At 53.0% G+C, this 22795-nt stretch carries 22 protein-coding genes and 3 pseudogenes; 2 read left to right on the forward strand and 23 right to left on the reverse strand.

From position 1 onward, the window contains the following. Window positions 1–4: 4 nt before the first annotated feature. From BJQ97_RS09760 to tnpC, 20 genes are all read right to left on the reverse strand, one after another. Window positions 5–1018, reverse strand: a complete 1014-nt coding sequence (locus BJQ97_RS09760; protein ID WP_160156418.1) for an ABC transporter substrate-binding protein — start codon at window positions 1016–1018, stop codon at window positions 5–7. A 143-nt stretch (window positions 1019–1161) separates the two neighbouring features. After that, on the reverse strand, window positions 1162–2304 hold the full coding sequence (locus BJQ97_RS09765; protein WP_160156419.1) for a Leu/Phe/Val dehydrogenase: 1143 nt from the start codon (window positions 2302–2304) through the stop codon (window positions 1162–1164). 186 nt (window positions 2305–2490) lie between these two features. Further along, window positions 2491–3441 carry an NAD(P)H-dependent flavin oxidoreductase gene (locus tag BJQ97_RS09770; RefSeq protein WP_160156420.1) on the reverse strand — a complete coding sequence of 317 codons (951 nt, stop codon included), beginning with the start codon at window positions 3439–3441 and terminating at the stop codon, window positions 2491–2493. A gap of 93 nt (window positions 3442–3534) precedes the next feature. Continuing rightward, window positions 3535–3903: a hypothetical protein gene (locus BJQ97_RS17685; RefSeq protein ID WP_236567206.1), complete on the reverse strand. Its 369-nt coding sequence runs from the start codon at window positions 3901–3903 to the stop codon at window positions 3535–3537. After that, window positions 3858–4541 carry a trypsin-like serine peptidase gene (locus BJQ97_RS09775; protein ID WP_236567207.1) on the reverse strand — a complete coding sequence of 228 codons (684 nt, stop codon included), beginning with the start codon at window positions 4539–4541 and terminating at the stop codon, window positions 3858–3860. The genes BJQ97_RS17685 and BJQ97_RS09775 overlap by 46 nt, the downstream gene beginning before the upstream one ends. Before the next feature lie 40 nt (window positions 4542–4581). Then, complete coding sequence (locus BJQ97_RS09780) at window positions 4582–4941, reverse strand: DUF3221 domain-containing protein (RefSeq protein WP_160156421.1); 360 nt, start codon at window positions 4939–4941, stop codon at window positions 4582–4584. Window positions 4942–5438: 497 nt separating this feature from the next. Next, window positions 5439–6296 (reverse strand): phenylacetic acid degradation operon negative regulatory protein PaaX, encoded by an 858-nt coding sequence (gene paaX, locus BJQ97_RS09785; protein ID WP_160156422.1) that lies wholly within the window; start codon window positions 6294–6296, stop codon window positions 5439–5441. A gap of 378 nt (window positions 6297–6674) precedes the next feature. Then, complete coding sequence (locus BJQ97_RS09790; protein WP_160156423.1) at window positions 6675–7886, reverse strand: thiolase family protein; 1212 nt, start codon at window positions 7884–7886, stop codon at window positions 6675–6677. A gap of 26 nt (window positions 7887–7912) precedes the next feature. After that, window positions 7913–8776: a 3-hydroxyacyl-CoA dehydrogenase gene (locus tag BJQ97_RS09795; protein ID WP_160156424.1), complete on the reverse strand. Its 864-nt coding sequence runs from the start codon at window positions 8774–8776 to the stop codon at window positions 7913–7915. Window positions 8777–9074: 298 nt separating this feature from the next. Then, entirely contained in the window at window positions 9075–10592 is a 1518-nt protein-coding gene (locus BJQ97_RS09800) for an aldehyde dehydrogenase family protein (protein ID WP_160156425.1), read from the reverse strand. 18 nt (window positions 10593–10610) lie between these two features. Next, window positions 10611–11384 (reverse strand): enoyl-CoA hydratase-related protein, encoded by a 774-nt coding sequence (locus BJQ97_RS09805; protein WP_160156426.1) that lies wholly within the window; start codon window positions 11382–11384, stop codon window positions 10611–10613. A 12-nt stretch (window positions 11385–11396) separates the two neighbouring features. Continuing rightward, window positions 11397–12173: an enoyl-CoA hydratase/isomerase family protein gene (locus tag BJQ97_RS09810; RefSeq protein ID WP_160156427.1), complete on the reverse strand. Its 777-nt coding sequence runs from the start codon at window positions 12171–12173 to the stop codon at window positions 11397–11399. Further along, window positions 12166–12477, reverse strand: coding sequence for an EthD family reductase (locus BJQ97_RS09815; RefSeq protein ID WP_066228870.1), 312 nt, complete (start codon window positions 12475–12477; stop codon window positions 12166–12168). Before BJQ97_RS09815 ends, BJQ97_RS09810 begins: the two co-directional genes overlap by 8 nt. Before the next feature lie 24 nt (window positions 12478–12501). Beyond that, window positions 12502–12978: a 1,2-phenylacetyl-CoA epoxidase subunit PaaD gene (gene paaD / locus BJQ97_RS09820; protein WP_160156428.1), complete on the reverse strand. Its 477-nt coding sequence runs from the start codon at window positions 12976–12978 to the stop codon at window positions 12502–12504. 114 nt (window positions 12979–13092) lie between these two features. Beyond that, on the reverse strand, window positions 13093–13926 hold the full coding sequence (gene paaC, locus BJQ97_RS09825) for a 1,2-phenylacetyl-CoA epoxidase subunit PaaC (RefSeq protein ID WP_160156429.1): 834 nt from the start codon (window positions 13924–13926) through the stop codon (window positions 13093–13095). Next, on the reverse strand, window positions 13902–14255 hold the full coding sequence (paaB, locus tag BJQ97_RS09830; RefSeq protein WP_160156430.1) for a 1,2-phenylacetyl-CoA epoxidase subunit PaaB: 354 nt from the start codon (window positions 14253–14255) through the stop codon (window positions 13902–13904). Before paaB ends, paaC begins: the two co-directional genes overlap by 25 nt. A 12-nt stretch (window positions 14256–14267) precedes the next feature. Continuing rightward, the gene (gene paaA, locus BJQ97_RS09835; protein WP_160156431.1) at window positions 14268–15236 is read right to left on the reverse strand and encodes a 1,2-phenylacetyl-CoA epoxidase subunit PaaA; all 969 of its coding nucleotides are present in this window, start codon (window positions 15234–15236) and stop codon (window positions 14268–14270) included. 90 nt (window positions 15237–15326) lie between these two features. Next, the gene (paaK, locus tag BJQ97_RS09840; protein ID WP_160156432.1) at window positions 15327–16658 is read right to left on the reverse strand and encodes a phenylacetate--CoA ligase PaaK; all 1332 of its coding nucleotides are present in this window, start codon (window positions 16656–16658) and stop codon (window positions 15327–15329) included. 712 nt (window positions 16659–17370) lie between these two features. After that, window positions 17371–19050, reverse strand: a complete 1680-nt coding sequence (gene ilvD / locus BJQ97_RS09845) for a dihydroxy-acid dehydratase (protein ID WP_160156433.1) — start codon at window positions 19048–19050, stop codon at window positions 17371–17373. 162 nt (window positions 19051–19212) lie between these two features. After that, on the reverse strand, window positions 19213–20670 hold the full coding sequence (tnpC, locus tag BJQ97_RS09850; RefSeq protein ID WP_160156434.1) for an IS66 family transposase: 1458 nt from the start codon (window positions 20668–20670) through the stop codon (window positions 19213–19215). A gap of 129 nt (window positions 20671–20799) precedes the next feature. Between tnpC and BJQ97_RS17405 the strand changes: the two genes are divergently transcribed. After that, the gene (locus BJQ97_RS17405; RefSeq protein ID WP_201451679.1) at window positions 20800–21372 is read left to right on the forward strand and encodes a helix-turn-helix domain-containing protein; all 573 of its coding nucleotides are present in this window, start codon (window positions 20800–20802) and stop codon (window positions 21370–21372) included. Further along, window positions 21326–21865 (forward strand): IS630 family transposase, encoded by a 540-nt coding sequence (locus tag BJQ97_RS17410; protein WP_236567209.1) that lies wholly within the window; start codon window positions 21326–21328, stop codon window positions 21863–21865. Before BJQ97_RS17405 ends, BJQ97_RS17410 begins: the two co-directional genes overlap by 47 nt. Window positions 21866–21898: 33 nt before the next feature. On the opposite strand, the pseudogene BJQ97_RS09860 reads toward BJQ97_RS17410, so the two are convergent. The 3 pseudogenes from BJQ97_RS09860 to BJQ97_RS18240 all read right to left on the reverse strand — a co-directional run. Next, window positions 21899–22249, reverse strand: a pseudogene (locus BJQ97_RS09860) (tyrosine-type recombinase/integrase); the annotation flags it as partial. A 132-nt stretch (window positions 22250–22381) separates the two neighbouring features. Then, window positions 22382–22546 (reverse strand): annotated as a pseudogene (locus tag BJQ97_RS09865) (IS1634 family transposase); the annotation flags it as partial. Then, window positions 22546–22703: pseudogene (locus BJQ97_RS18240) on the reverse strand (DUF4277 domain-containing protein); the annotation flags it as partial. The pseudogenes BJQ97_RS18240 and BJQ97_RS09865, both read right to left, overlap by 1 nt. Between the last annotated feature and the right edge of the window lie 92 nt (window positions 22704–22795).

The raw sequence follows: 22795 nt of genomic DNA on the forward strand, positions 1-22795 counted from the left end.
CCTTTCATTCCATGTATTCCGCCATTTGATCCCACTCCGGCTTCAGTTTGATCCCTTGTTTTTCCGCCGCTTGTTTATTGATCACGAGCTTCAGTTTTTTCGGATATTCCGGTTTGATCTCGGACGGCTTGGCTTCCCCTTTTAAAATGGCGGCCGCCATTTGTCCGGCTTGATAGCCGATGTCGTAGTAATCAAAGCCGTACGCCGCAAAACAGCCGCGTTTTAACGAATCGAGCTCTCCTGTAAAAACAGGGATTTTTTTCTCGTTAGCAACGCTGACAACAGATTCAATGGCGGATACAACGGTGTTATCGGTCACGATGTAAAAGACATCGGCTTTGCCCACTAACGATTCTGCGGCCTGCTTCACTTCCGCTGTTGTCGACACCGACGCTTCCACGAACTTCAAATCCGTCTGCTTCGCCGCTTCCTTCACTTTTTCGATTTGCGCCAACGAATTTTGTTCACCGGCGTTGTAAATGAGCCCGACGGTTTTGGCATCCGTCTGCTCATCGATGAATTGAACCGTTTTGCGAATGGCATCGGGATGGCTGTCCGTTGTTCCCGTAATGTTTTCCCCCGCCTTGTCCATCGATGGAACTAAACCGGCGCCGACCGGATCGGTCACGGATGTAAACACAATCGGAATGTCTTTCGTCGCGTTGAGCGCGCTTTGGGCGCTTGGCGTCGAGTTGGCAAAAATGAGGTCAATCCCGTCTGACACAAAGTTGTTCGCGATCGTTTGGCTGTTGTTCATGTCGCCTTGGGCATTTTGAATATTGTACCGAACGTTTTTCCCTTCTTGAAAACCCTCGTCTTCGAGCGCCTTTTTAAATCCATTGAAGGCAGCATCCAACGATGGGTGTTGAATGATTTGGGTGACACCAATGGTAAACGTTTTCGGCTTTCCATCTTCTTTCGCGCCGTTCGTCGCAGCCTTCTCTTCTCCTCCGCAGCCTGAGAGCACCAAAACCCCGAAAACGATCGGTGCTGCGAATCGTTTGATGACGTGTTTCATGATCATTCCTCCTCACAACTTTGATTTCTTGCTTCCTCTAGAAAATCGAATTTCCTAATCGAAAGAATTTTTCTCTGAACTGAAAGATAAGATGGTATATTCGATATTTTCAGATAAATGATTTCATATGAATAGACCCCGTATTAACGTCGAATATCCCACTTCGGCCGCTTTTGGTGTGTAAAGAAATGATTGCGGCGTTTGCGCTTCTCGAGCCGCTCTTCGCAAAACCGATCGGCCGCCTCGACCGTCGTTATTCCTTCCGATTCGGCCCGCGCATAAATGGCGAGCAGTGTATCGTAAATCGCTTTCGTTTTCGCCAACACCCGCTCTTTGTTCGCTCCGTAAAGTTCATCGGCCACTTGAATGAGCCCGCCGGCGTTGACGATATAATCGGGGGCGTACACGATGCCTTTTTCATTCAACAGGCGGGCGTGGCGTTTGTCCGCCAGTTGATTGTTCGCGGAACCGACGACCGCCCTCACCCGCAGCTCGGCGATCGTGTCATCGTTGATGACGCCGCCAAATGCACATGGGACGAACACATCGGCTTCAGCGCGATAAATGTCCGTTCCGCTCACCGGTTTGACGGACGCCCCGATTCGTTTGCCGTGCGTCACGACCTCCTCGACGGCCGCTTCGTTCAAGTCGCACACATACAAGTCGGCTCCTTCTTCGAGCAAACGAAGCGCCACTTTTTTTCCAACTTTTCCGAGCCCTTGCACTGCATACGTTTTGCCGTGCAAGTGCCGGCTGCCGAACACCACTTGATTCGTCGCCTGAATGCCGTACACGACACCCTCGGCCGTCGGCACGGATGAGTCGCCGCTTCCGCCGTACACCTCCGGAACGCCGACGATGCAATTCGTCTCTTTCAGGGCGTGAACAAAGTCGTCCGGCGTCGTTCCCATATCGGTGCCCGTATAAAACCGGCCGCCTAATGACTCGACAAACTGGCCGAACGCGCGAAACAGTTCCGGCGATTTGTCTTTGCGCGGGTCGCCGATGATCACCGCTTTGCCGCCGCCAAAATCGACATCCGCCGCCAAGCATTTATACGTCATCCCTTTCGACAGCCGAAGCGCATCGGCGAGCGCCTCTTCCGTCGTCGCATATGGATGCATCCGGCAGCCGCCAAGCGCCGGCCCAAGCGCGGTGCTATGAATGGCGATGATCGCCCTTAGGCCGGTCGCTTCATCGTTACAAAACACGACCTGTTCATGTTCACGCATTTGCAAAAACAAATCCAATCCTTGCGACATGTTCGGCGATAGCATGACATTCATCGCTTCCCCTCTCCTTTGCTTTACCGCTTGAAAGCGTTTTCAAGTTAATATAACAAAAAATATTGTTACGTTATAAAAACGTTATACTATTTTTATAGTAACGATGTTGATGATGAGTGTCAACCCTCTGCCAAATGATTTTTCATCGTCAAAAAAAGACGCCGTTTGACAGGCGTCTTTCGTACATCAACGAAACAGTCCGGACAATGATTGCCACTGCGTTTTCGCTTCCGTCATCATTTGTTCAAACAGCTCCGCCACCGTCGGCACGTCGTCGATCAAACCGGCGATCTGCCCGGCATTGATGAATCCCTCATCGAAATCACCGGATAGAGCCCCGCGGCGATGTCGATCCTCGGATGTATATTGTTGAAACTGCTCAGGCGACATGCCTTGCCGTTCATACTCAAGCAGTTTCTCGGCATACGGCGTGCGCATGACGCGGCGGATGCGCCCGACCGAGCGGCCGACAATGACCGTTTCATTTTCCTTTGCCTCAATGAGCCGCCGTTTATACGCTTCATGAAACGGTGCTTCTTTCGTGGCCACAAGCCTTGTGCCGAGCTGCACTCCTTGGGCGCCGAGAGCGAACGCGGCCAGCAGACCGCGGCCATCGCCGATGCCGCCCGCGGCGACGACAGGAATGCAGACGGCGCTGGCGACTTGCGGAATGAGTGTCATCGTCGTCAGCTCAAGCGGCGAATTGATCCCTGCCGCTTCATACCCCTCGGCAACAACGACATCGGCTCCGGCTGCTTCCGCTTTTTTCGCTTGGCTGACCGAGGCGACGACCACGATCACCTTGATGCCATGTTCCGCAAAACGCGGAATCCATGGCGCCGGGTTGCCGGCGGAAAGGGAAACGACCGGCACTTGATGTTGGATGACAAGCTCGGCGATCTCCGTGGCGTGCGGCGTCACCTGCAGCGGAATGTTCACTGCAAACGGGCGACTCGTGCGCCGCTTCGTTTCGACGATCAGCGCCTCCACCTCATCGGGCGGCATCGTGCCCGCGCCGATCGTCCCAAGCCCCCCTGCTTCGGATACGGCACTTGCCAGCTCGGCGTTGCTGATGTTGCCCATCCCCCCTTGAATGATCGGATAACGAAGATGAAGCAAACGGCAAATATCATTCATGATCTGTTCACACCTTTTAGAAATAGTAAGTCCATGTTTTTAAAATCGGGAAAGCATACGATCCATTAATTCAACTTCCAAACACTCCTATAGTTAATTTTGCATTGCTGCTCGAATAAAATCATATACCGGTTTAATCATTTTCGGCCCCCCATTGTAAGTAGTACCATTGATGCTAAAGCTCCCTCTATGAACAGCAACGATTTCGTTTGATGAGTTTAGTAAAGAAGAACCGGATTGCCCATTATAAGTATCAATTTGATAAAATGCAAGTTCATTGGTTTCTTTGGAAACAGAGCCTGTCATTCCCCATTGAGATATTTCCTTATACTGTTCGATTTTATCCCCTGGATATCCATCAATCTTTACTGACGTACCTTGAATGTTAGATACTTGTCTTAACGGAAGGTATCCGACTACATCACCAATATTTTTCCCTGAATATGTGCTAAGCTTAAGCACTGCAAAGTCTTGGTTGGATCTCCTGTTTGAACATAGTTGCTCGTAATATAATAATCTACTATTTGATATACGCCGTATGAATATATATTATTATTCATGGCGGGATATACATAACCATTTATCGCGCCGGACTGATTCATAACATCCATAACACAATGTGCATTTGTAAGAACTTTATCTTTCCCAATAACAGTTCCAGTGCAAGCATACCAACCATCTCTAAATTCCAATTCAATGTACGCAATTTGTCTGTAAGGGGGGACTGAAGTATTGGAGACCTTTGTACGACCATCAGCACCAATCACAACCTGAGGAAAATATTCATTCGGAGATTTATCACCGATATATGTTGTTTCAGGGTTTAAATTATATTTGTAAGGCTTACTTTTTTTGAAATCTATATTGATCTCTGCTTTTGGAAGAACTTCACCGGTGCCTTCCGATCCCTCCGTGACGAAAACTCTTGAATTCTTTAACTTTTTCATGTAATCTTCATACTTAATGATTTCGCCTTTTGAATTGATCATGTCATAAGCATTATTACTGTTTTTTTGAGCAAGAACGGTTGCCGGGGTATTCATTATAGACGACATGATAAACACAATCATGACAAAAATGATAAACACAATTTTTTTCATAAAGCAGCCCCCTTTATAATAACGGAATGATTTATACATTTCAATTATATTGAATAGACTCAATTTTCGTAACTTTAATTTTACTAGGATACGATTCTAGAATCTCTGAGTACCACACTCTGACCTTTTGCCCGTTTTTTATTCCTCCCAAAGTACCAGCTCCCGTAATCCATAACTTACTCATATGGTATTTTCTTCTTAATTCCTGTATTGATAATTTATTGGCGTCGTCCTGAATAAAATCTTGATCTTCAACTAAATAGACTTCCCCTTCTTTCATAATAATAAAACCTTCCGAAACAGCTGCTTGATTAGGAGATCGATTAGCGCTATATTCACTAAAGAAGAATAATAATGCTATGGAACACAAAATAACACTCACCAAGATATATCTCCTCATACAATTCCCCCCAGCAATTTCGTTTCTGGGTCCATCGTTATGAACAAATTTACCTTTTAGGACAGAATAACACACTAATGAACATTGATGATCCCAAGTGCATTCACGCCTTTGATACCGAGCTCGCCAGCTCGGCGTTACTGATTTTGCCTCCCCTTGGATGGTCGGATACTGAAGATCAAGCAATCAACAAACATCATTCGTTACATTCAATATCCGTGAAAAATACGTTATACGTTATATATAATACCACATTTTTTAGAAGATGAGAATGATTTGAGTGTAACATAAATTTAGTGCTTCCTTCCCCAATATAATCGGGTATTTTGTCATTTCGTGATCGTTCAATACGACGCCCACAATGAAAAACCGGCAACGATGGGTGCACGAGCAAACCAGCGCATTCGGAGGCAACTTTCCTCTTCCACACTCCTATACCAAACGTTCCATAAACGGCAACCGGGATGCACAGCTGTCGTTTCGCCGTGCAGCCCGATTTATTCCACCGGCATTTCTTTCTCTTCCTTTTTCTCAAGCTCTGCCCCTTCCTGAAACACCGCTTCAAAGAAACGGCTGGCCGGTGCGGCGAGTTGTTGGTAATAGTCGTTGAACAAGGCGGCGGCATGGTTTCCCATCCACTCGTTCGGCAACAGCTCTTCCGGCAAGCCGGGGTCGATGAACAAAAACTTCCGGTATTCATGGACGAGCTTCGTCCGCTCGACAAAACATTCCGCGTCCGACATTTCGCCGCGTTCGATTTTATGTTTATCAATCACGTATTTCTGACTGTAAACCGCAATAAACTGCTCGTATTTTTCGTTGATCTCTTCTAAGTTCCAGCACTTTTCTACCAACTGCTTGTTCGTATGCGGTCCATCGTATTCAGCCAAAAAGAAGTCGACATACGGGCGGATGTCGTACTTGTCAATCAAATCGTACACTTGTTGCTCCAGATTATTCGGTGAAATCCAGCAGCTGTTGGACATCGTGCCAAACCCGCTCCAAACAAGCTCCTTTCGCAGCTCATCACGCAAATGCCGCTTCTCCTCAGGAATCGTATAGATGAGAATGCGCCATTTCCCGTCCCAATGCTCAGGGCGCGTTTTGTAAATGCGCCGCGCCGCCTCTTCCATCCGCTTGACGCCGCGCACGGTGAGCGAATAGTAGCTTTTGTTGCCCCGTTTTTCTGCCCGGATCCATCCTTGCTTGCTCATGCGCGACACCGCGGCCCGCACGGCTTGGTCGTTATGGCCGAACTCACGGAGAAGGCGGATCAAGCTGCCGATCCAAATTTCACCGCCGTAGTGGCGGATGTAGTCGCCGTAAATCGTAAAAATGAGTGAGCGCGTATTCATTTTGCCTAAACTCCCTTTATCTTGTGTTCGAACTATAATCGTAACAAACTTTTCTCACGCTGGCAAGACGGACGAAAAACAAACGGAATAAAAAAGAGCCGCACCACTGAGGCTCCGGAAACGGAGCGCGGCGCGCAAATCGTCATCATTGGATTCAAAACAAAAGCTGGTTCGACAAAATTTCTCTAATGGAAAAAATAGTTGGGGGCAGCAGCTCTGATCATGAAATCGCCATGATTGTTTCTGCCCAGTTCAGCAGCCACCGGTTGGGTGAATAGGGGCCTCGCATGATGCACGTTCGCTGATAAGAAAGGGCCGGGATCGCCTTTTTCGTCGATCGCCGGCCCTCTAGACAGCGTTCAGCCACCGAGGTGAAACTCACCGTTCGTCCGCGTTTTTCACAATCGTCGCGATCCCTTGGCCGACGCCGATGCACATCGTCGCCAACCCATAGGTGACCCCACGTTTTCGCATTTCGTAAATCAACGTCGTCAAAATGCGGGCGCCGCTCGCGCCGAGCGGGTGGCCAAGGGCGATCGCTCCCCCGTTGACGTTCACTTTCGCCCGGTCAAGCTCCAGCTGCCGGATGCACTCAAGCGCCTGTGAAGCAAACGCTTCGTTCAGCTCGACAAGCCCGATGTCATCAAGCGACAACCCGGCGCGGCGCAGCGCCTTGCGCGTCGCAAAAACCGGGCCGATTCCCATCACGGCCGGTTCGACGCCGGCGACTGCCGAGGTGACATACGAAGCCAGCGGCTTGAGACCGAGTTCCTTTGCCTTCTCGGCGCTCATGACTAGCAGCGCCGCGGCTCCGTCGTTGACGCCGGAAGAGTTGCCGGCCGTCACGGTGCCGTTTTCAAACAATGGAGGCAGCTTCGCCAGTTTCTCCAACGTCGTATCTGGGCGCGGATGCTCATCTTTGTCGACGATGACGCGGTTGCCTTTTCGATCCTGGTAAATGACCGGCACGAGTTCATCCGCAAACCGATTCGTTTCGATCGCTTGCTTTGCTTTCATTTGGCTTTCGTAGGCAAACTCATCTTGCGCCTCGCGCGTAATGCCGAACCGCTTGGCGACGTTTTCCGCCGTCTGAGGCATGCTGTCGGTGCCGTACATTTCGTGCATTTTCGGATTGATAAAGCGCCAGCCGATCGTCGTGTCGTACATCTCGATGTTGCCGCGCGGGAAATCGCTTGCCGGCTTCGGCATGACAAACGGCGCCCGCGTCATGCTTTCCACGCCGCCAGCGATCATGATGTCCGCCTCACCAGCCAAAACCGCCCGCGCCGCATAATTGACCGCATCAAGCCCCGAACCGCACAGCCGATTGACCGTCACCCCCGCGACTTCAATCGGCAGCCCGGCCAACAGCGCCGCCATGCGGGCGACGTTGCGGTTGTCCTCGCCGGCCTGGTTGGCGTTGCCAAAGACGACATCATCAATTTGCTCGACCGGCAATCCCGGGTTTCGCTCGATGAGCGCCCGAATGACAACAGCCGCCAAATCATCGGGCCTTACTTCTTTCAGCGCTCCCTTGTAGCGGCCAATCGGCGTGCGCACCGCATCCACAATCACGACTTCTCTGCCCATGTTTTCTCCCTTCCTTTTCCAGTGAATCAGCGGTTTTCCCGATTCGTATAGTCATAGACGCCGCGGCCTGTTTTGCGGCCGAGCCGCCCCGCTTTGACGTATTGCTCCAACAGCGGCGCCGGACGGTATTTTTCTCCGAGTTTTTCGTGCAAATATTTTAAGTTGTTCAGCCTCGTATCGAGCCCGACTAAATCCGCAAGCTCAAACGGCCCCATCGGGAAGTTGAGGCCGAGCTTGATCGCTTTGTCGATCTCTTCCGGCGTCCCGACCCCTTCCTGCAGCATATAAAACGCTTCATTGCCGACAAGGGCGCTGATCCGGCTCGTGACGAATCCCGGAAATTCATTGACCACCACTGTTTCTTTCCCCATTCGCTCGGCGGCTTCTTTCGCCACTTGTGCCGTTTCATCGCTCGTTTCAAGGCCGCGGATGATTTCCACCAGCTTCATTTTATGGACCGGATTGAAAAAGTGCATGGCGATCACCCGCTCCGGCCGCTTCGTGAACGAGCCGATTTCCGTCGGGCTCATCGTGGACGTGTTCGTGGCGAAATAGCATGACGCTGGCGCATGGGCGTCAATTGTCTCAAACACTTGTTTTTTCAACTCGAGTTTTTCCGGCACTGCCTCAATGACCAAATCGGCATCGCGCACAGCGGCTGCCAAATCAAGCGAATACGACAGACGCACCTCGGCTTCTTGCCGCTCTCCTGTTGTCAATTTTCCTCGAGTGACCGCTTGTTCAAAAATAGAAGTGATCTCCTTCCGAGCGCTGTCCAATTGTTCTTGCTTGACGTCAACTAACGTCGTCTGAAACCCGCCGACAGCGCCGACATAAGCAATGCCTCTCCCCATCACGCCGCTGCCGACGACAACAAGGCGTTCGATCATCGTCTTCCCCCTCTCGCGTGTTGATGTAAGACGGCGGGTGCATCGAGCCGGCGTTTCCTTTCGCCAAGCGGAGGACGCCGTCAAATGAATGGGCACCCCATCACGAGCGACGGGGTGCTCGGCAAACGGAACAGCCGTGTTTCTTCCATTGCCATGAATAGCATGCTAGAACGAGAATGGACGGTCACGTTTTTCCCATGCCTGGCCGCCGGATCAGCCGATTGGGCCGACCAAGCCGCGCTTTTGAAGACGCGGCCGGCTGTACGATGCTTCCGGCATGCGGCGGGCGGCCTCTTCCTTAGACGCCAAACGGATTCAGCGGACGCGTGCCGTAATACGACAGCACGCTCTTCGTTTCTGTGTACAAATCAAGCGCTTCCACAGACAACTCGCGCCCAAATCCGGACTGTTTGTAGCCGCCAAACGGCGTGCCAGGGAAAGCGGAGAATGGGCTGTTGACCATGACAATGCCGGAGCGCAGCTGTTTGGCTACACGAACCGCTCGACCATGATCTTTCGTCCAAATGGCGGCAGCGAGCCCATAGTCGCTGTCGTTCGCCAGTTCAACCGCTTCGGCTTCATCTCGAAATTTCATCACGACGACAACCGGTCCGAAAATTTCTTCTCGAACCGCTTTCATTTGATGGTTCACGTTCGTCAAAATCGTCGGCTCATACCAGTAACCGTTTTCAAACCCAGCGACAACCGCCTCTTTTCCCCCGGCGGCGACCTCCGCTCCGTCGGCGACGGCCGATTGCACGTATCCGTCAATCACTTCGAGCTGCCCGCGGCTGATGATCGCTCCGACATGCGTGCCGGCATCAAACGGATCGCCAAGCTTCAGCTGCTTCGTTTTGGCCACGAACGCTTCCATAAACGCGTCATAGATGCTTTCATGCACATACAAGCGGGAGCGCGCCTCGCACGATTGGCCGCTGTTGTAGAAAATGCCGAACAACGAACCCGCGACAGCCGCCTCTAAATCAGCGTCCGCAAACACGAGGCTCGGCGATTTGCCGCCCAGCTCGAGCGTCACCCGTTTTAATGTTTTCGACGCCTTCTCCATAATTTCCTTTCCGACCGGCGTCGAACCGGTGAACGCCACTTTATCGACGAGCGGGTGTTCGACGAGGTAATCGCCGACTTCCGCCCCGGCGCCTGTCACCACATTGACGACCCCTTCCGGCACGCCAGCCTCATGGCAAATTTCCGCCAGCACAAGGCAGGTGAGCGGCGTCAGCGACGCCGGTTTGACGACAACCGAACAGCCGGCGGCAATGGCGGGCGCGATTTTCCAAGCCGCCATCATGAGCGGATAGTTCCACGGAATGATTTGGGCGCACACGCCGACCGGCTCTTTTTCCGTATAGTTGTGAAACGACCCCGGCATCGGGTTGACCGCCCCGCGATGCCCGATGATCGCCCCAGCGAAAAACTCAAAATCTTCGATCGCTTGCATCACTTGTCCTTGAGCAGCCGACAACGCTTTACCGGTATTTAAAATTTCCAGTTCCACCAACTCGTTGAAACGTTCGCGCATGATTGCCGCAATTTGGTACAAGATGCGCGCCCGTTTTTGCACCGGAAAATGCCGCCATTTCCCGCGGTCAAACGCTTGCCGCGCCGCTTGCACCGCCCGTTCGGCATCCTCGCGCGTCCCTTTGGCGACGCGGGCGACCGGTTCGCCAGTGGCTGGATTGGTGATGACAAACGTTTCGCCCAAGGCGCTTTCCACCCGTTCTCCATTAATAATCAAATGATAGAAATCGCGTTTCGTTGGCATCGGTTCCATTTTCTTTTGTTTGACAGTCGCCATCGTTTCGTTCCCCCTTGCTTAGTTTCCTTGAAATATTGGTTTTCGTTTTTCAAAGAACGCCTTGACGCCTTCACGGTGGTCTGCCGTCAATCCCGCAATGCGCTGGCATTCCGCCTCCCGTTCGAGGTAACGGTCAAACGTCGTTTCTTCGCTTTCACGAAGCAGCCGCTTGATCAGTCCGATCGCTTTCGTCGGCATGGCCGCCAACCGCTCGGCAAACCGCTGCACTTCCTCTTCCCAGGCAGATAGAGGAATCACGTTTGTCGCCAATCCGAGCGAAGCTGCCTGTTCAGCTGATATTTTTTCCCCGAGCACCGCAAGTTCAAGCGCCTTCGCCCGACCGACAAGACGCGGCAAATAATAGAGATGGCCCGCATCCGGCACAAGGCCGACATGAATAAACGCAGGCGCAAAGCTCGCTTTTTCCGAGAGAAGCCGGAAATCGCACGCCAGCGCCAAGCTCATGCCCGCGCCGGCCGCCGCCCCGTTCACCGCTGCGACAACGGGTTTTTCAAGAAGATGAAGCGCTTTCATCATCGGCGCGTATCGGGTGCGCAACACGTCGCCATGGTCCATTTCTTCCGTCACGCCGCTCAAATCTTCCCCGGCGCAAAACGCCCGGCCGGCGCCTGTGATCACCACGCAGCGGACGTTTTGATCCGCCCCTGTTTGTTTGAGCGCTTTGGTCACTTCCGCGTTCATCTGCTCCGTGAACGCGTTGAGCTGGTCCGGACGGTTGAGCGTCAGCCAGGCGACCGAACCTTTCACGTCATAATGGATCGTTTCGTACATCGAACGCCCCCCTTATTTTCCTTGGAAGCGCGGCTTCCGTTTTTCGAGGAAGGCCGCCATTCCTTCTTTTTGGTCTTCCGAGGCGAACAATAGGTAAAAGTTTTTCCGCTCAAATTGCATGCCTTCATGCAGCGGATAGTCGACCGCTTTTTGCACCGCCTCTTTGATCAGCCGAAGGGCGAGCGGCGGCTGTTCAGCGAGGCGCCGCGCCAACCGCATCGTTTCTTCCATTAAAAGCTCCGGACTGACGACGCGGTTGACAATCCCGAGCCGCTCCGCTTCTTTCGCCGACATACGCGCCCCGGTCCAAAGCCACTCAAGCGCCCGCTTCGGGCCGATGAGCTTCGTCAGCCGCTGCGTTCCTCCCGCACCTGGCATAACGCCGAGGTTGACTTCTGGAAAACCGAATTCGGCCGCCGTCGAGGCGACGATCAAGTCGCACGAAAGCGCCAACTCAAAGCCTCCCCCTAGCGCCAACCCGTTTACAGCGGCGATCATCGGCGTCTTCACAATGGATAGGCGATCCCAATCGGCAAACTGGTTCAATAGCTCAAGACGAATAGGATCATCTTCCGCCATCTCTTGAATATCCGCCCCCGCCGCAAACGCCCGTCCACGCCCAGTGAGCACGATGACACGCACCTTTTCATCCCGGTCAAACGCTTCTGCGGCCGCCACGATTTCCGCCACCATCTGCCGGCTCAACGCATTCAATACATTCGGACGGAAGAGCTCAATGACGCCCACCGCTCCTTCTTGCCGCACCGCAATGGAATTCCATTCACTCATGTTCCACTTCCTCACCGACCATAAAGGTGACGAGATCGCCGGCAAATGACATGACATCTTTTGCCGATGCCTTCGCTTCTTTCGTTTTCATCGCCTCTTGAAACGCCTCTTGGCTGTCGTAATACATTTCACACAACAAATAATACTCGCTTTCCGTCCCCATCGGCGTCCCCGTAATTTTCGTCACTTTGATTTTCCGAAGGCCGGGGATTTTTTTCGTCAGCGGCACATGCGTTCCGTAGTAATGGGCGTCAAACTGCTCCTTGTCTTTCGGCTGTTTGTACAAGGCGATCATTTTAAACATCGCGAACGTCTCCTTTCCCTTTTCTTATCCCGAAGTCAATACAGGCTTCATCGCCTCAAACGGATTTTTGCATTGTTTGCAGTAGAAAATGCTGCGGCAGGCAGTCGGCCCAAACAAGTTTTCCATGATGGTCCGCTCCGCCCCGCAATAGGGGCATTCCACTTGCCATGCCCCTGACGGCATTTGCCGGGGCGGCGGAGCGATGCCAAACTGCTTCAGCCGCTCCCGTCCCGCTTCGCTGATCCGATCGGACGTCCACGGCGGATGGCGGAGAAATTCAACTGCCACCGCCGAGGCCCCTGCTTGCTTCACCGCTTCCTCCACCCGGGCACGGATGATGTCAAGCGCCGGACATCCAAGAAACGTCGGCAGCAGCCGGACCGAGACCGCGTCGTCCCGAACGTCCACCTGCTCCACCATTCCAAGATCGACAATGCTAATCGAATGGATTTCCGGGTCTTTCACCGTTTCTAACGCTTTCCAAACGTCTTCGTTTGTCATGGTTCTCCCTCACATTTTCCAACTCGCCGCCGTTTTGCCCCTTGAACAAGCACTTCGCCGCCACCAAGAGGCGTCATGCCCAACGCCGCCCTTTGGGGAACGGCGGCGCGGACATTACCATACCGCATGCGGGACGGCGCGGTATACTTCTGACAACGTCGCGAGCGCCTCATCCAAATCGGGCGTATGTTCGCCGTTGCGGCCGTTTCCATGCTTCATGCCAAACGGCATCGGCCATTCGAGTCCGACTTCAGCGAAGGCTGGAGCCAGCGCGGCGATCGTGTTTTCCGTCAGCACCTTTTCGTCATCAATCAGCCCATGCCGCACCATGTCGGCCCCTTTCGCCCCAAGCGTCAACACGCCGGCAAAATCAGCGGCCACGTCCTGAATGGCTTTTGTCATTCGCGTCCGCGCTTCCCCAGGGGCGTTCGTCAGCTGGACGAACCACGTATGCCAATGAAGCAGGTGGTAATGCAGCTCCACTTGAATTTTCGCCGCCGCTTCGGCAAGCGGGGCATAGCTGCTTTTTATGAGCGACTCGAGACGAACGCGCTTCGCCTGCGTATAAAAATAGTGGCGAACAACGGTAAACGCCCAATCATAGCGAGGTTCGCGCAAATAATGCCCCGGACCGTTCACGCGTTCGAGCAACACCGCATTGCGCCGCGCCGGAGCTGGGCGGGCGTGCGCCAGCTCATCGGCCGGTCCACAGCCGATTTCTTCAAGCAGGTGATAATACATGGCCGCATGCCCCATCGTGTCTTGACTGATCGAAGAAAACGCGATGTCCTCCTCAATGTGAGGCGCCAGCCCGAGCCATTCCGAGCCGCGGTAAGCCAATAAAAAATCGTCATCCGCGAGCTGAAACAACAGCTCGACAAGCGCTTCACGACCGTCCGGATGAAAGTGCAGCAGCTTTTCGCTCATCGCTGAATCTCGCCTTTCCATGACAAAATTTCCTTCTCGTCGAGCGCGTTTTGTTCATACTTCCGCCATCGTTTCTTTAAGTCGGCATACCCTCGCGTCAACCGGTAATCTTTGTTGTCAAGCCGCTTAAGCGCCGCTTTTTCCTCTTCACTCATGCGACGAATATCATCCCGCTTCACGATCCAAAGGTCCGCGACCGGCTCGCGGCGCATAAAGTTTTCCTGCGCCATCACGAGCGCGATCTCCTCATTGGGGGCAAGCAGGCTGAATTGATGCTGCATCGGCGCATCGGGCGTCTTGCGGCTGAACACTTCAAACACTTGATAAAATCCTTGTTCTTTTCCCGCCATGACCACCCCTCCTCATCCGGCCTCTCTGGCGGCGCTGAGCGCCTCGCGCACCCACGCGTTCTGCTTGTACGCCGTCCGCCGCAGCTCGAGCCGCTCTTGCGACTTCGGCCCGTTGTTGCGGATGATCTCTTTAAACCGCTCCCAATCCGGCTGCCGATAAATCCATCGGCCCTTCTCTTTGTCAAAATGCATGGTCTCATCAGGAATCTTCAGCCCAAGCGCCCAAATGCGCGGCACATATTTCGTAAAGAAGTCTTGGCGCAGCTGTTCGTTCGTTTTCGTGCGGATGCGGTATTTGATCGTGATGTCTTGCTTTGACGTTCCCGTCGTGTCGGCCGTCGGCGGGCCGAAAAACATGAGGAGCGCCTCCCACCAACGGTTGAGCGCCTCTTGCAGCATCTCTTTTTGCTCCTTCGCACCCTCGGCGAGCGCCAAAATGATCGACTCGCCGTGCTGGGCGTGAAACACTTCCTCGGCGCAAATGCGTTTCAACGCCCGCGCGTACGGTCCGTATGAGGCATCCAGCATGTTCGTCTGCGTCATAATCGCCGCTCCGTCGACGAGCCACCCGATCACCCCCGCGTCCGCCCATGTCGGCGCTGGCATATGAAACACGTTATGAAACTTCAACCGTTCGTTCAATAAATCTTCGATAATGTCTTCCCGCGTTTTGCCGAGCGGGGCCATCAAATCTTCCGCCACCCGAAGCAGCAGCTGGCCGTGCCCCATCTCATCCTGCACCTTCGCCATGATGCCGAGTTTGCGGCGCAGCGACGGCGCTTTCGGCACCCATTCTTTTTCCGGAAGCGCTCCCATAATTTCACTCACCGCATGCATCGCAATGAGCTTGATGAGCGTCATCCGATACTCATCCGGCATCCAGTCATCGGCTTCGATCTTTTCCCCCGCCTCGATGCGTCGCATAAACCGTTCGTACTTCTCCTCATCCGACAGGCGGGTGAACGTCATCATAGCCGCCATCCCTCATTCACCTCTCAATAAAAATATATAACGTTTTCTTAACGTTATTATATTTTAATGTCATATAATTTGCAATCTTTTTTCTTTCATTCAGATCGATTGAGGCGCTTCCACATGGCGGCGATCGACGATGCGCACCGCTTTTCCTTCCGAGCGCGGGAGCGTTTTCGGCGAATGGAGACGGACGTCAATCGAAATGAGACAGTGCGTTTTCAACAATGACTGAATGCGTCGGGCAAGCATAGCGGCCTGCTCGCTCTGCAAATCTCCACCGATTTCGCTGTAAAAACGGTCGGTCACTTCCACATGCAGCTCAAGCGCTTCCAAATGTCCGTAGCGGAGACGGTGCAGCTGATAGTGTGGAGCCAGTTCTGAGACGCGAAGCAAGTGATGCTCAATTTCCGACGGGAACACATTGACGCCGCGGATGACGATCATATCATCCACCCGCCCCTTGACCCGCGACATGCGCGCCGTCGTCCGCCCGCACGCACACCGCTCTCTCGTCACGGAAGCGATATCCCCTGTCCGGTAGCGGATGACCGGGAACGCTTCTTTCGTCAAGCTCGTAAACACAAGCTCTCCTTCCTCCCCTTCCGCCACCGGCTCGAGCGTTTTCGGGTCGATCACTTCAACAAGGAAATGGTCCTCGGCGATATGGAGGCCGTTTTGCGCTTCATGGCACTCCATCGCCACCCCCGGGCCGATCACTTCACTTAGTCCGTAAATGTCACATGCCTTCATATCAAACGTCTCTTCAAGCGTGCGCCTCATTTCCTCGGACCACGGTTCCGCCCCGAAGATGCCGTATTTGAGCGAGGTTTTCCGCGGATCTTTGCCGAGCTCTTTCATCCGTTCGGCGATGTTCAATGCATAGGACGGTGTGGCGCAAATAACGGTCGGCTGAAAATCTTCAATGATCATCACTTGCCGGTCGGTGTTGCCCCCGGATACCGGCACCGTCACCGCCCCAAGCCGCTCGCCGCCGTAATGCAGCCCAAGGCCGCCGGTAAACAGCCCGTATCCATAGGCGTTGTGAATCACATCCCCCGGCTTTCCGCCGGCGATGACGATCGCCCGCGCCACAATGTCGGCCCAATGGTCGATGTCCTGCTTCGTGTAAGCAACCACCGTCGGTTTGCCGCTTGTGCCGCTTGATGCGTGCACACGGACACAATCTTGGATTCTGACGGCAAGCAGCCCAAACGGATAATGGTCCCGCAAATCGCGTTTTGTCGTAAACGGAAGTTTGCGCACATCCTCAAGCGTGCGAATATCATCAGGCTTTACTCCACGTTCATCAAACCGCTGCCGGTAAAACGGCACCTGCTCATACACACGCTCCGCCGTCGCCCGCAACCGCTTGAGCTGGAGCGCCTCCAGTTCGCTGCGTGCGGCCGTCTCCATTTCATGCAAAATCATCGTTCCCGCCCCCTTTTTAAAACGCTTTCAAATATTATAAAATATATAACGTTATATAAACGTTATATATTAAAATTATTATATTTAATTTTAAAATAGGCTAAATATTTTAAAGTGTCAATACTTTTTTTGAGCGCCAAACGAGTAACATCTGAAGATCGTTTAGGTTGCCTTCTAAACACGATTTCCTCCTTTTAAATTCATAGAAAAAAAGGCGGAGCTGACGTCGATTCAGCTCCGCCTTTCTGTGCACTATCCGTCCCCTGCGCTTTGCTGGGAGGCTGGGGGCTTCAAGCGGCTTGTGCGTGTGTCGCCAAACGATGCGACACCCGCCCCTTGATACTTCCCTTCGTTCCGCGAACGTTCCCGCTCCAACCGTGCGATCGATGGGCAGCCGCCATTCATCTCCCGCTTTCACTGGTGCTGGCACACCTTTATGTTTAGAAGCGGGATGCTTCTTTCGGAACGGTGGTGAACTACCCGCCACCTACACTTCGCTTAGAGGTGGAGGCTTCAAGCGACTTGTGCGTGTTTGCTGAACGGTAAGCCACACACAAGAACCCTTTACGCTTCCCTTCATTCCGAAGGTGTCCGTTCTAACCATAGACTATCATATTCGTTGGCGATTGGCAACCGAAATTCATCTCCCGCCTACTCACTGGGCTGTGCCCTTCACGTTCCTTGAGGCGGGAGACTTCTTTCGGAAATTACGTTAAATTTTCATAATCCCCCCGGTGCTCGCCGATGTGACGTGCTTCGAGTAGCGGGCGAGGTAGCCGGTTTTCACTTTCGGCTCGAAACCTTTCCAGCTCGCTTTCCGGCGTTCGAGCTCCTCATCGGACAGCTTGACGTTGATCGTCCGTTTCACCGTGTCGATCTCGATGATGTCGCCGTCTTGGATGAACGCGATCGGTCCGCCTTCCGCCGCTTCGGGCGAAACGTGGCCGACGGACAAGCCGCGCGAGGCGCCGGAGAAGCGACCGTCAGTGACAAGCGCTACCTTCGTACCGAGCCCCATGCCGACAATTTGCGACGTTGGCGCGAGCATTTCCGGCATGCCGGGGCCGCCTTTTGGCCCTTCGTACCGAATGACGACGACATGACCCGGCTTGATTTTGCCGCTGGCGATGCCTTCAAGCGCCTCCTCCTGCGAATCAAACACGATCGCCGGCCCTTCGTGGCGCGTGATGCCGCCTTGCACTGCCCCAGTTTTAATGACCGCGCCGTCCGGCGCCAAGTTGCCGAACAAAATGGCGAGCCCGCCCGTTTCCGAATACGGGTTGTCGATCGGACGAATGACATCGTAATTTTTCACTTCGCAACCGGCGATGTTTTCGCCGAGCGTTTTGCCGGTGACGGTGAGCGTGTCAAGATGCAGCGTGCCTTCTTTTTTCGCCAGTTCGTTCAACACCGCCGAAACGCCGCCCGCTTCGTGCAAGTCTTCGATGAAATGCACATCGGACGCCGGCGCGAGCTTCGCCAAATGCGGCACGCGCGCCGCGATTTCGTTGATGCGCTCAAGCGAATAGTCGATGCCGGCCTCGTTGGCGATCGCGAGCGTATGGAGCACGGTGTTCGTCGAGCCGCCGAGCGCCATATCGAGCGCGAACGCGTTGTCGATCGCTTTTTCCGTGACGATGTCGCGAGGTTTGATGTCGTGCTCGATCAAATACATGAGCTGCTTCGCCGATTGACGGACAAGCTCTTTGCGCGCCGGGTCGACCGCCAAAATCGTGCCGTTGCCCGGCAGCGCCAACCCGAGCGCTTCGGCCAAACAGTTCATGGAGTTCGCGGTAAACATGCCCGAACACGATCCGCACGTCGGACAGCCGTACCGTTCGAGTTCTTCCAGCCCTTTTTCATCGAGCGTTCCGCCTAAATACGCCCCAACCCCTTCAAATACGGACGAAAGCGAAATTTTTCTTCCGTCGCTCGTTACGCCCGCCTTCATCGGCCCGCCGCTGACGAAAATCGTCGGGATGTTGAGCCGCATCGCGGCCATCATCATCCCCGGCGTAATTTTATCGCAGTTTGGAATACAAACCATGCCGTCAAACCAGTGCGCCGAGATGACCGTTTCGATCGAATCGGCGATGATTTCCCGGCTCGGAAGCGAATAGCGCATCCCAATATGGCCCATCGCGATACCGTCATCAACGCCGATCGTGTTCATTTCAAACGGCACGCCGCCCGCCTCGCGAATCGCTTCCTTGACGATTTTCCCAAACTCTTGCAAATGGACATGCCCCGGAATAATATCGATGTACGAATTGACAACCGCAATGAACGGTTTGTCAAAATCTTCATCTTTCACGCCGGCCGCCCGCAGCAAACTCCGGTGTGGGGCGCGGTCGAATCCTTTTTTGATCATGTCGCTGCGTTGCTTTTTCATATTCTGGTCCCTCCATCGCTTGTAAATTGCTAGGTTGCTAGTATTGTACCACTTTTTTTAATAAAGTGACAATTAACTTTATTCCGAAGTATCCATTCAGCCCATACTAGCGAGATTTTCAGAATTCAGCACCAATAGGGCATTTCCCGTATCGAAAATGCCCTAGGAGGAATGGAGAATCGTTTGAAGAGACTCCCCACTTAGAAGTCTTTGCAACGATTCCCAAACCGGCTTTCCGTGTTTTTGCAGGGTGGACATGACGCTGCGAATGGTGCAGAAAGCCTCCGCATCGTCTTCCTGACGAAACGTTCCGGAAATTTTTTGTTTGACTTTCACCATCCGCAAATCGCGCTCGGCTTGGTTGTTGTCAAACGGCACTTCTTTCTTTCGCAGGAAGAGAAGCGCTTCTTGCTTGCGCTTTTCTAGACGCTGGATGAAATTCTGCGCGTTGCGGACGCCTTCATGCTTGCCTTGTCGGCAACGCTCCTCGAGTTCTCGGCGACCATTCGCTAGAAGCTCGTCGTACACGGTTTCCCAATACCGGACTTCCTCCTCCGGCAGCGCTCCGCCCGCGTTCTCCACCGCCTGTTTCATCTTCAACAGCGCTTCGCTCATCTCTTTCGACCATGAATGGCCGTAAAGTTCTGTATATGCCCGAAGCTCCCGGAGATGATGGGCGTGGCAAAGGGCATGGCTCGCCTCTGTGTACATCGGGTGCACCGAATACGCATCGTGCACCATCGTTCCTTTGTACCGTGGCAAGATCCCGATGTCGTCCGTCGCTTGCTTTCCACGGGAACGATGAAGCCCGTATCGTGTGACCTTGGCAGTGGAAGCCACATGCACCCATTGGTTCTTTCCGTTCACACGCAGACTCGTTTCATCGACGTGCAACGTCTTGGAAGCGAGCAACGCCGCTTCGATCTCTTCGAGCGCTGCTTCGAACACAGGGAGCCATCGTCCCGTCATGTTCACGACTGTGCTTGCACTCATCGAATGATCGACTAGCGCTTTGACCATCTCCGTGACACGCTCGCACGGGATCAACTGCGCATGATTCCAGTATAAAACAAGGGAAGTGATGGCTGGTCCGTACTGGACATGATTCGTGACATAAAAAGGGAACTCTGCCTGCTGGACGAGATGACATTTCGGACACCCCTTCACTTCCCGTTCGTGTTGAGTCACTTCCATTCGAACCACTGGGAGGTCGAACACTTGGCGAATGTCTACTTGAAGCGGAGCGACATGTTTGAAAGAGTGACCACATCCTTTGCATTGGGTCACGAGGTGAAGGACTCGGTGGTCAGGATTCGGTACTTGGCGGAGCGTCGTTCCTCGGTGCCCCGGTTGCCCTCCCGGCTGTTTCTCCGACGGTTGGCGAGAAGGAGATTTCGCCGCAAACCGGTCAGAAGACGGCGGCAAATGGCTATTGGTGCTGTTTTTTTTCGTACGGGCTTCTAATTCTGCAATACGTGTTTTTAGTTGTTGGTTTTCTTGTCTTAGCTGCTCGTTTTCTCGGATGAGTGTTTCAATCGTTTGGGCTTGGTGTTCGATTTTGGCCACCATGCTTTCGAGTGTGAAGACCGCTTGTTGGAAATCAAAAACAACGTTTGCCATTGTGTTCACCTCCCTTGTCTTGGATGGTACTATATACATGCTCATTAAAAAGTTAACCTTCGTATAACCGGTGCACACTCCGGTTATCCTGTTCCTAAGGAAACCTATGGAAAAGGAGCGGGATCATTCATGAAACGTCTCAACATCACCCATGATCACGGATGGACGCCACGGACGCTTCGCAAACAGGAACGGAAAATCAAAAACGCGCTTCTTCGCCAACGGGTGATGGCCGTTCGCTTGGTCATGGAAGGTGATTTGGGCAAAGAGGCGGCCTCCATGGTCAACGTGTGCCGACAAACCGTTTCCCATTATGTGTCGCTGTTCAACGAAGGTGGTCTGGAGCTCTTGCTTCATTGGGATTTCGCCCCTGGACGGGAGCCGTTTCTCACCGAAGAACAGCAGGAAGAGATCAAACAGCTTGTGTTGACCGCCACTCCCGCGGAACTGGGCTGGGACGTCGCTTCGGCGTGGAACACCAAACTCCTGCAATCTGATGTCGAAAAGCACTTTGGTGTTTGCCTTTCCCGTGAAGCGCTGCGAAAACTCCTGCACCGTCAAGGTCTGTCATGGACTCGCCCTGCGTACACGCTGGCGAAAGGGAATCCGGATGAGCAAAAGCAATTTAAAAAGCAAATGGATTTGATAAAAAAACTTGATCACCAAGGAGACAGAAGATGCCGTTCTTCTGTACATCGATGAAACGCATATCCGCTCTTATCATGTCTTGCGATCCACTTGGTCCGAGGTCGGTCGTCAAAAACGTGTGCCGACATTCGGTCATCATGCCCATGTTTCGGTATTTGGCGCGGTGAACGTCCACGATGGGGACATCGTGCTTCACCAAGCAGAAGCCGCCAACGCCGCGACGTTCTTGGATTTCTTGCGCCTGCTCAAAGAGCGGCATCCCAACCGGATGATTGCGCTCGTCTTGGACAATGTCCGGATTCATCACGCTCGAATGGTGAAGGACTTTTTGCGAGAAGAAGGACAATGTTTTCATTTCCTGTATCTCCCGCCCTGCTCGCCGCAGCTCAACCCGATCGAGCGTTTGTGGAAATGGCTGAAGGATACGGTGATCGCCAACGCCTTTCACAAAGACCGCCACGAGATCCTGCAAGCGGTTCAACGATTTGTTCATTACATTCAGGAACGCCCGGAGGAAGTGTTGCGGCGCCTGGGGTGTGCCGCGTAATCGAAAAGTTAACTTTTCAAGGTGCATTTATATACATAACGCTTGTAGCGTCTTATTTACTGCGTTATTTGTGATGACTTCCATTTTTGTATTAACGAACACTAAGTTTTTTGTATTTCGTAGTCCGGTTTTCATCGCCAACTCGTTTTGGTGTTTCCGCAGCTCTTTTAGCATGTTTAACGTTTCGTCATCAATCGTAATCGTTCGTTTGGAATCAAATGTTTTTGTATCGCTAAAGTCATTTGCCCCTTTAAAGTCCCAAGTCTTATTAATCGTGATTGTTTTGTTTTTGAAATCAACGCAATCCCATGTCAGCCCCATAATTTCGGAGAAGCGTGCGCCGGGGGCAATCGCGAATAAAATGATGTATCTGGAGATATATTTACTCACATTTCGCACCCTAACAGGGTAGAAAGAAAGGATTTTTTATTTCGTTTTTCAGAATCACGTTTCGACCAACACAACGAGCGATGGCAATCCTTTTTTTACCATAGCTGATCGTTCCGTATGACGTTGCACGTAAATGCTCTCATCCAGCCCTAACCTCTGCAGAATCCTTCGCTGTTCCGGGGTGAGTGAGCGATCCCGTGAGCGTGGGATGCGCCCATCCGGCAACTCCAGCAGGACGACGTTCACATATTGAAACAGCTGAAAAATCGCCTGCCCCGTCGGTCGAGTCAAGATGATGGCCTGAACGGCATCGCTGGCTCGAGTCTGGCACTGCAGGTGGCCGGGAACGAGATGGTCAATCAACGGGGGGAAGGCCCAGTTCCTTGACTAGAGCACTTATGATATTCAAATAAGAATTGCGATAGACCGCTTTGACTTGAACGTTCATGAGAGAAAAACTCCTTCACTTTCCTTGTGTGTCAAGGATTCATTGGACATCGGAACGAAAAAATCCTCCTGATTTTCGTTGAGAGGGTGCGA

It is taken from the genome of Geobacillus sp. TFV-3, from assembly GCF_009901865.1.
Lineage (GTDB): Bacteria > Bacillota > Bacilli > Bacillales > Anoxybacillaceae > Geobacillus > Geobacillus thermoleovorans_A.

Excerpts from the sequence above, each read along its gene's own strand:
- paaA (WP_160156431.1), bottom strand. The coding sequence starts at position 15,236 with ATGGCGGCTATGATGACGTTCACCCGCCTGTCGGATGAGGAGAAGTAC.
- BJQ97_RS17405 (WP_201451679.1), top strand. The coding sequence starts at position 20,800 with ATGAAACGTCTCAACATCACCCATGATCACGGATGGACGCCACGGACG.
- tnpC (WP_160156434.1), bottom strand. The coding sequence starts at position 20,670 with ATGGCAAACGTTGTTTTTGATTTCCAACAAGCGGTCTTCACACTCGAA.
- ilvD (WP_160156433.1), bottom strand. The coding sequence starts at position 19,050 with ATGAAAAAGCAACGCAGCGACATGATCAAAAAAGGATTCGACCGCGCC.
- BJQ97_RS09805 (WP_160156426.1), bottom strand. The coding sequence starts at position 11,384 with ATGTACGAAACGATCCATTATGACGTGAAAGGTTCGGTCGCCTGGCTG.
- BJQ97_RS09795 (WP_160156424.1), bottom strand. The coding sequence starts at position 8,776 with ATGATCGAACGCCTTGTTGTCGTCGGCAGCGGCGTGATGGGGAGAGGC.
- paaD (WP_160156428.1), bottom strand. The coding sequence starts at position 12,978 with ATGACAAACGAAGACGTTTGGAAAGCGTTAGAAACGGTGAAAGACCCG.
- BJQ97_RS09775 (WP_236567207.1), bottom strand. The coding sequence starts at position 4,541 with ATGAAAAAAATTGTGTTTATCATTTTTGTCATGATTGTGTTTATCATG.
- paaC (WP_160156429.1), bottom strand. The coding sequence starts at position 13,926 with ATGGAAAGGCGAGATTCAGCGATGAGCGAAAAGCTGCTGCACTTTCAT.
- BJQ97_RS09760 (WP_160156418.1), bottom strand. The coding sequence starts at position 1,018 with ATGAAACACGTCATCAAACGATTCGCAGCACCGATCGTTTTCGGGGTT.
- BJQ97_RS09780 (WP_160156421.1), bottom strand. The coding sequence starts at position 4,941 with ATGAGGAGATATATCTTGGTGAGTGTTATTTTGTGTTCCATAGCATTA.
- paaK (WP_160156432.1), bottom strand. The coding sequence starts at position 16,658 with ATGATTTTGCATGAAATGGAGACGGCCGCACGCAGCGAACTGGAGGCG.
- paaX (WP_160156422.1), bottom strand. The coding sequence starts at position 6,296 with ATGAATACGCGCTCACTCATTTTTACGATTTACGGCGACTACATCCGC.
- BJQ97_RS09810 (WP_160156427.1), bottom strand. The coding sequence starts at position 12,173 with ATGAGTGAATGGAATTCCATTGCGGTGCGGCAAGAAGGAGCGGTGGGC.
- BJQ97_RS09800 (WP_160156425.1), bottom strand. The coding sequence starts at position 10,592 with ATGGCGACTGTCAAACAAAAGAAAATGGAACCGATGCCAACGAAACGC.
- BJQ97_RS09815 (WP_066228870.1), bottom strand. The coding sequence starts at position 12,477 with ATGTTTAAAATGATCGCCTTGTACAAACAGCCGAAAGACAAGGAGCAG.
- BJQ97_RS09790 (WP_160156423.1), bottom strand. The coding sequence starts at position 7,886 with ATGGGCAGAGAAGTCGTGATTGTGGATGCGGTGCGCACGCCGATTGGC.
- BJQ97_RS09765 (WP_160156419.1), bottom strand. The coding sequence starts at position 2,304 with ATGAATGTCATGCTATCGCCGAACATGTCGCAAGGATTGGATTTGTTT.
- paaB (WP_160156430.1), bottom strand. The coding sequence starts at position 14,255 with ATGGCGGGAAAAGAACAAGGATTTTATCAAGTGTTTGAAGTGTTCAGC.
- BJQ97_RS09770 (WP_160156420.1), bottom strand. The coding sequence starts at position 3,441 with ATGAATGATATTTGCCGTTTGCTTCATCTTCGTTATCCGATCATTCAA.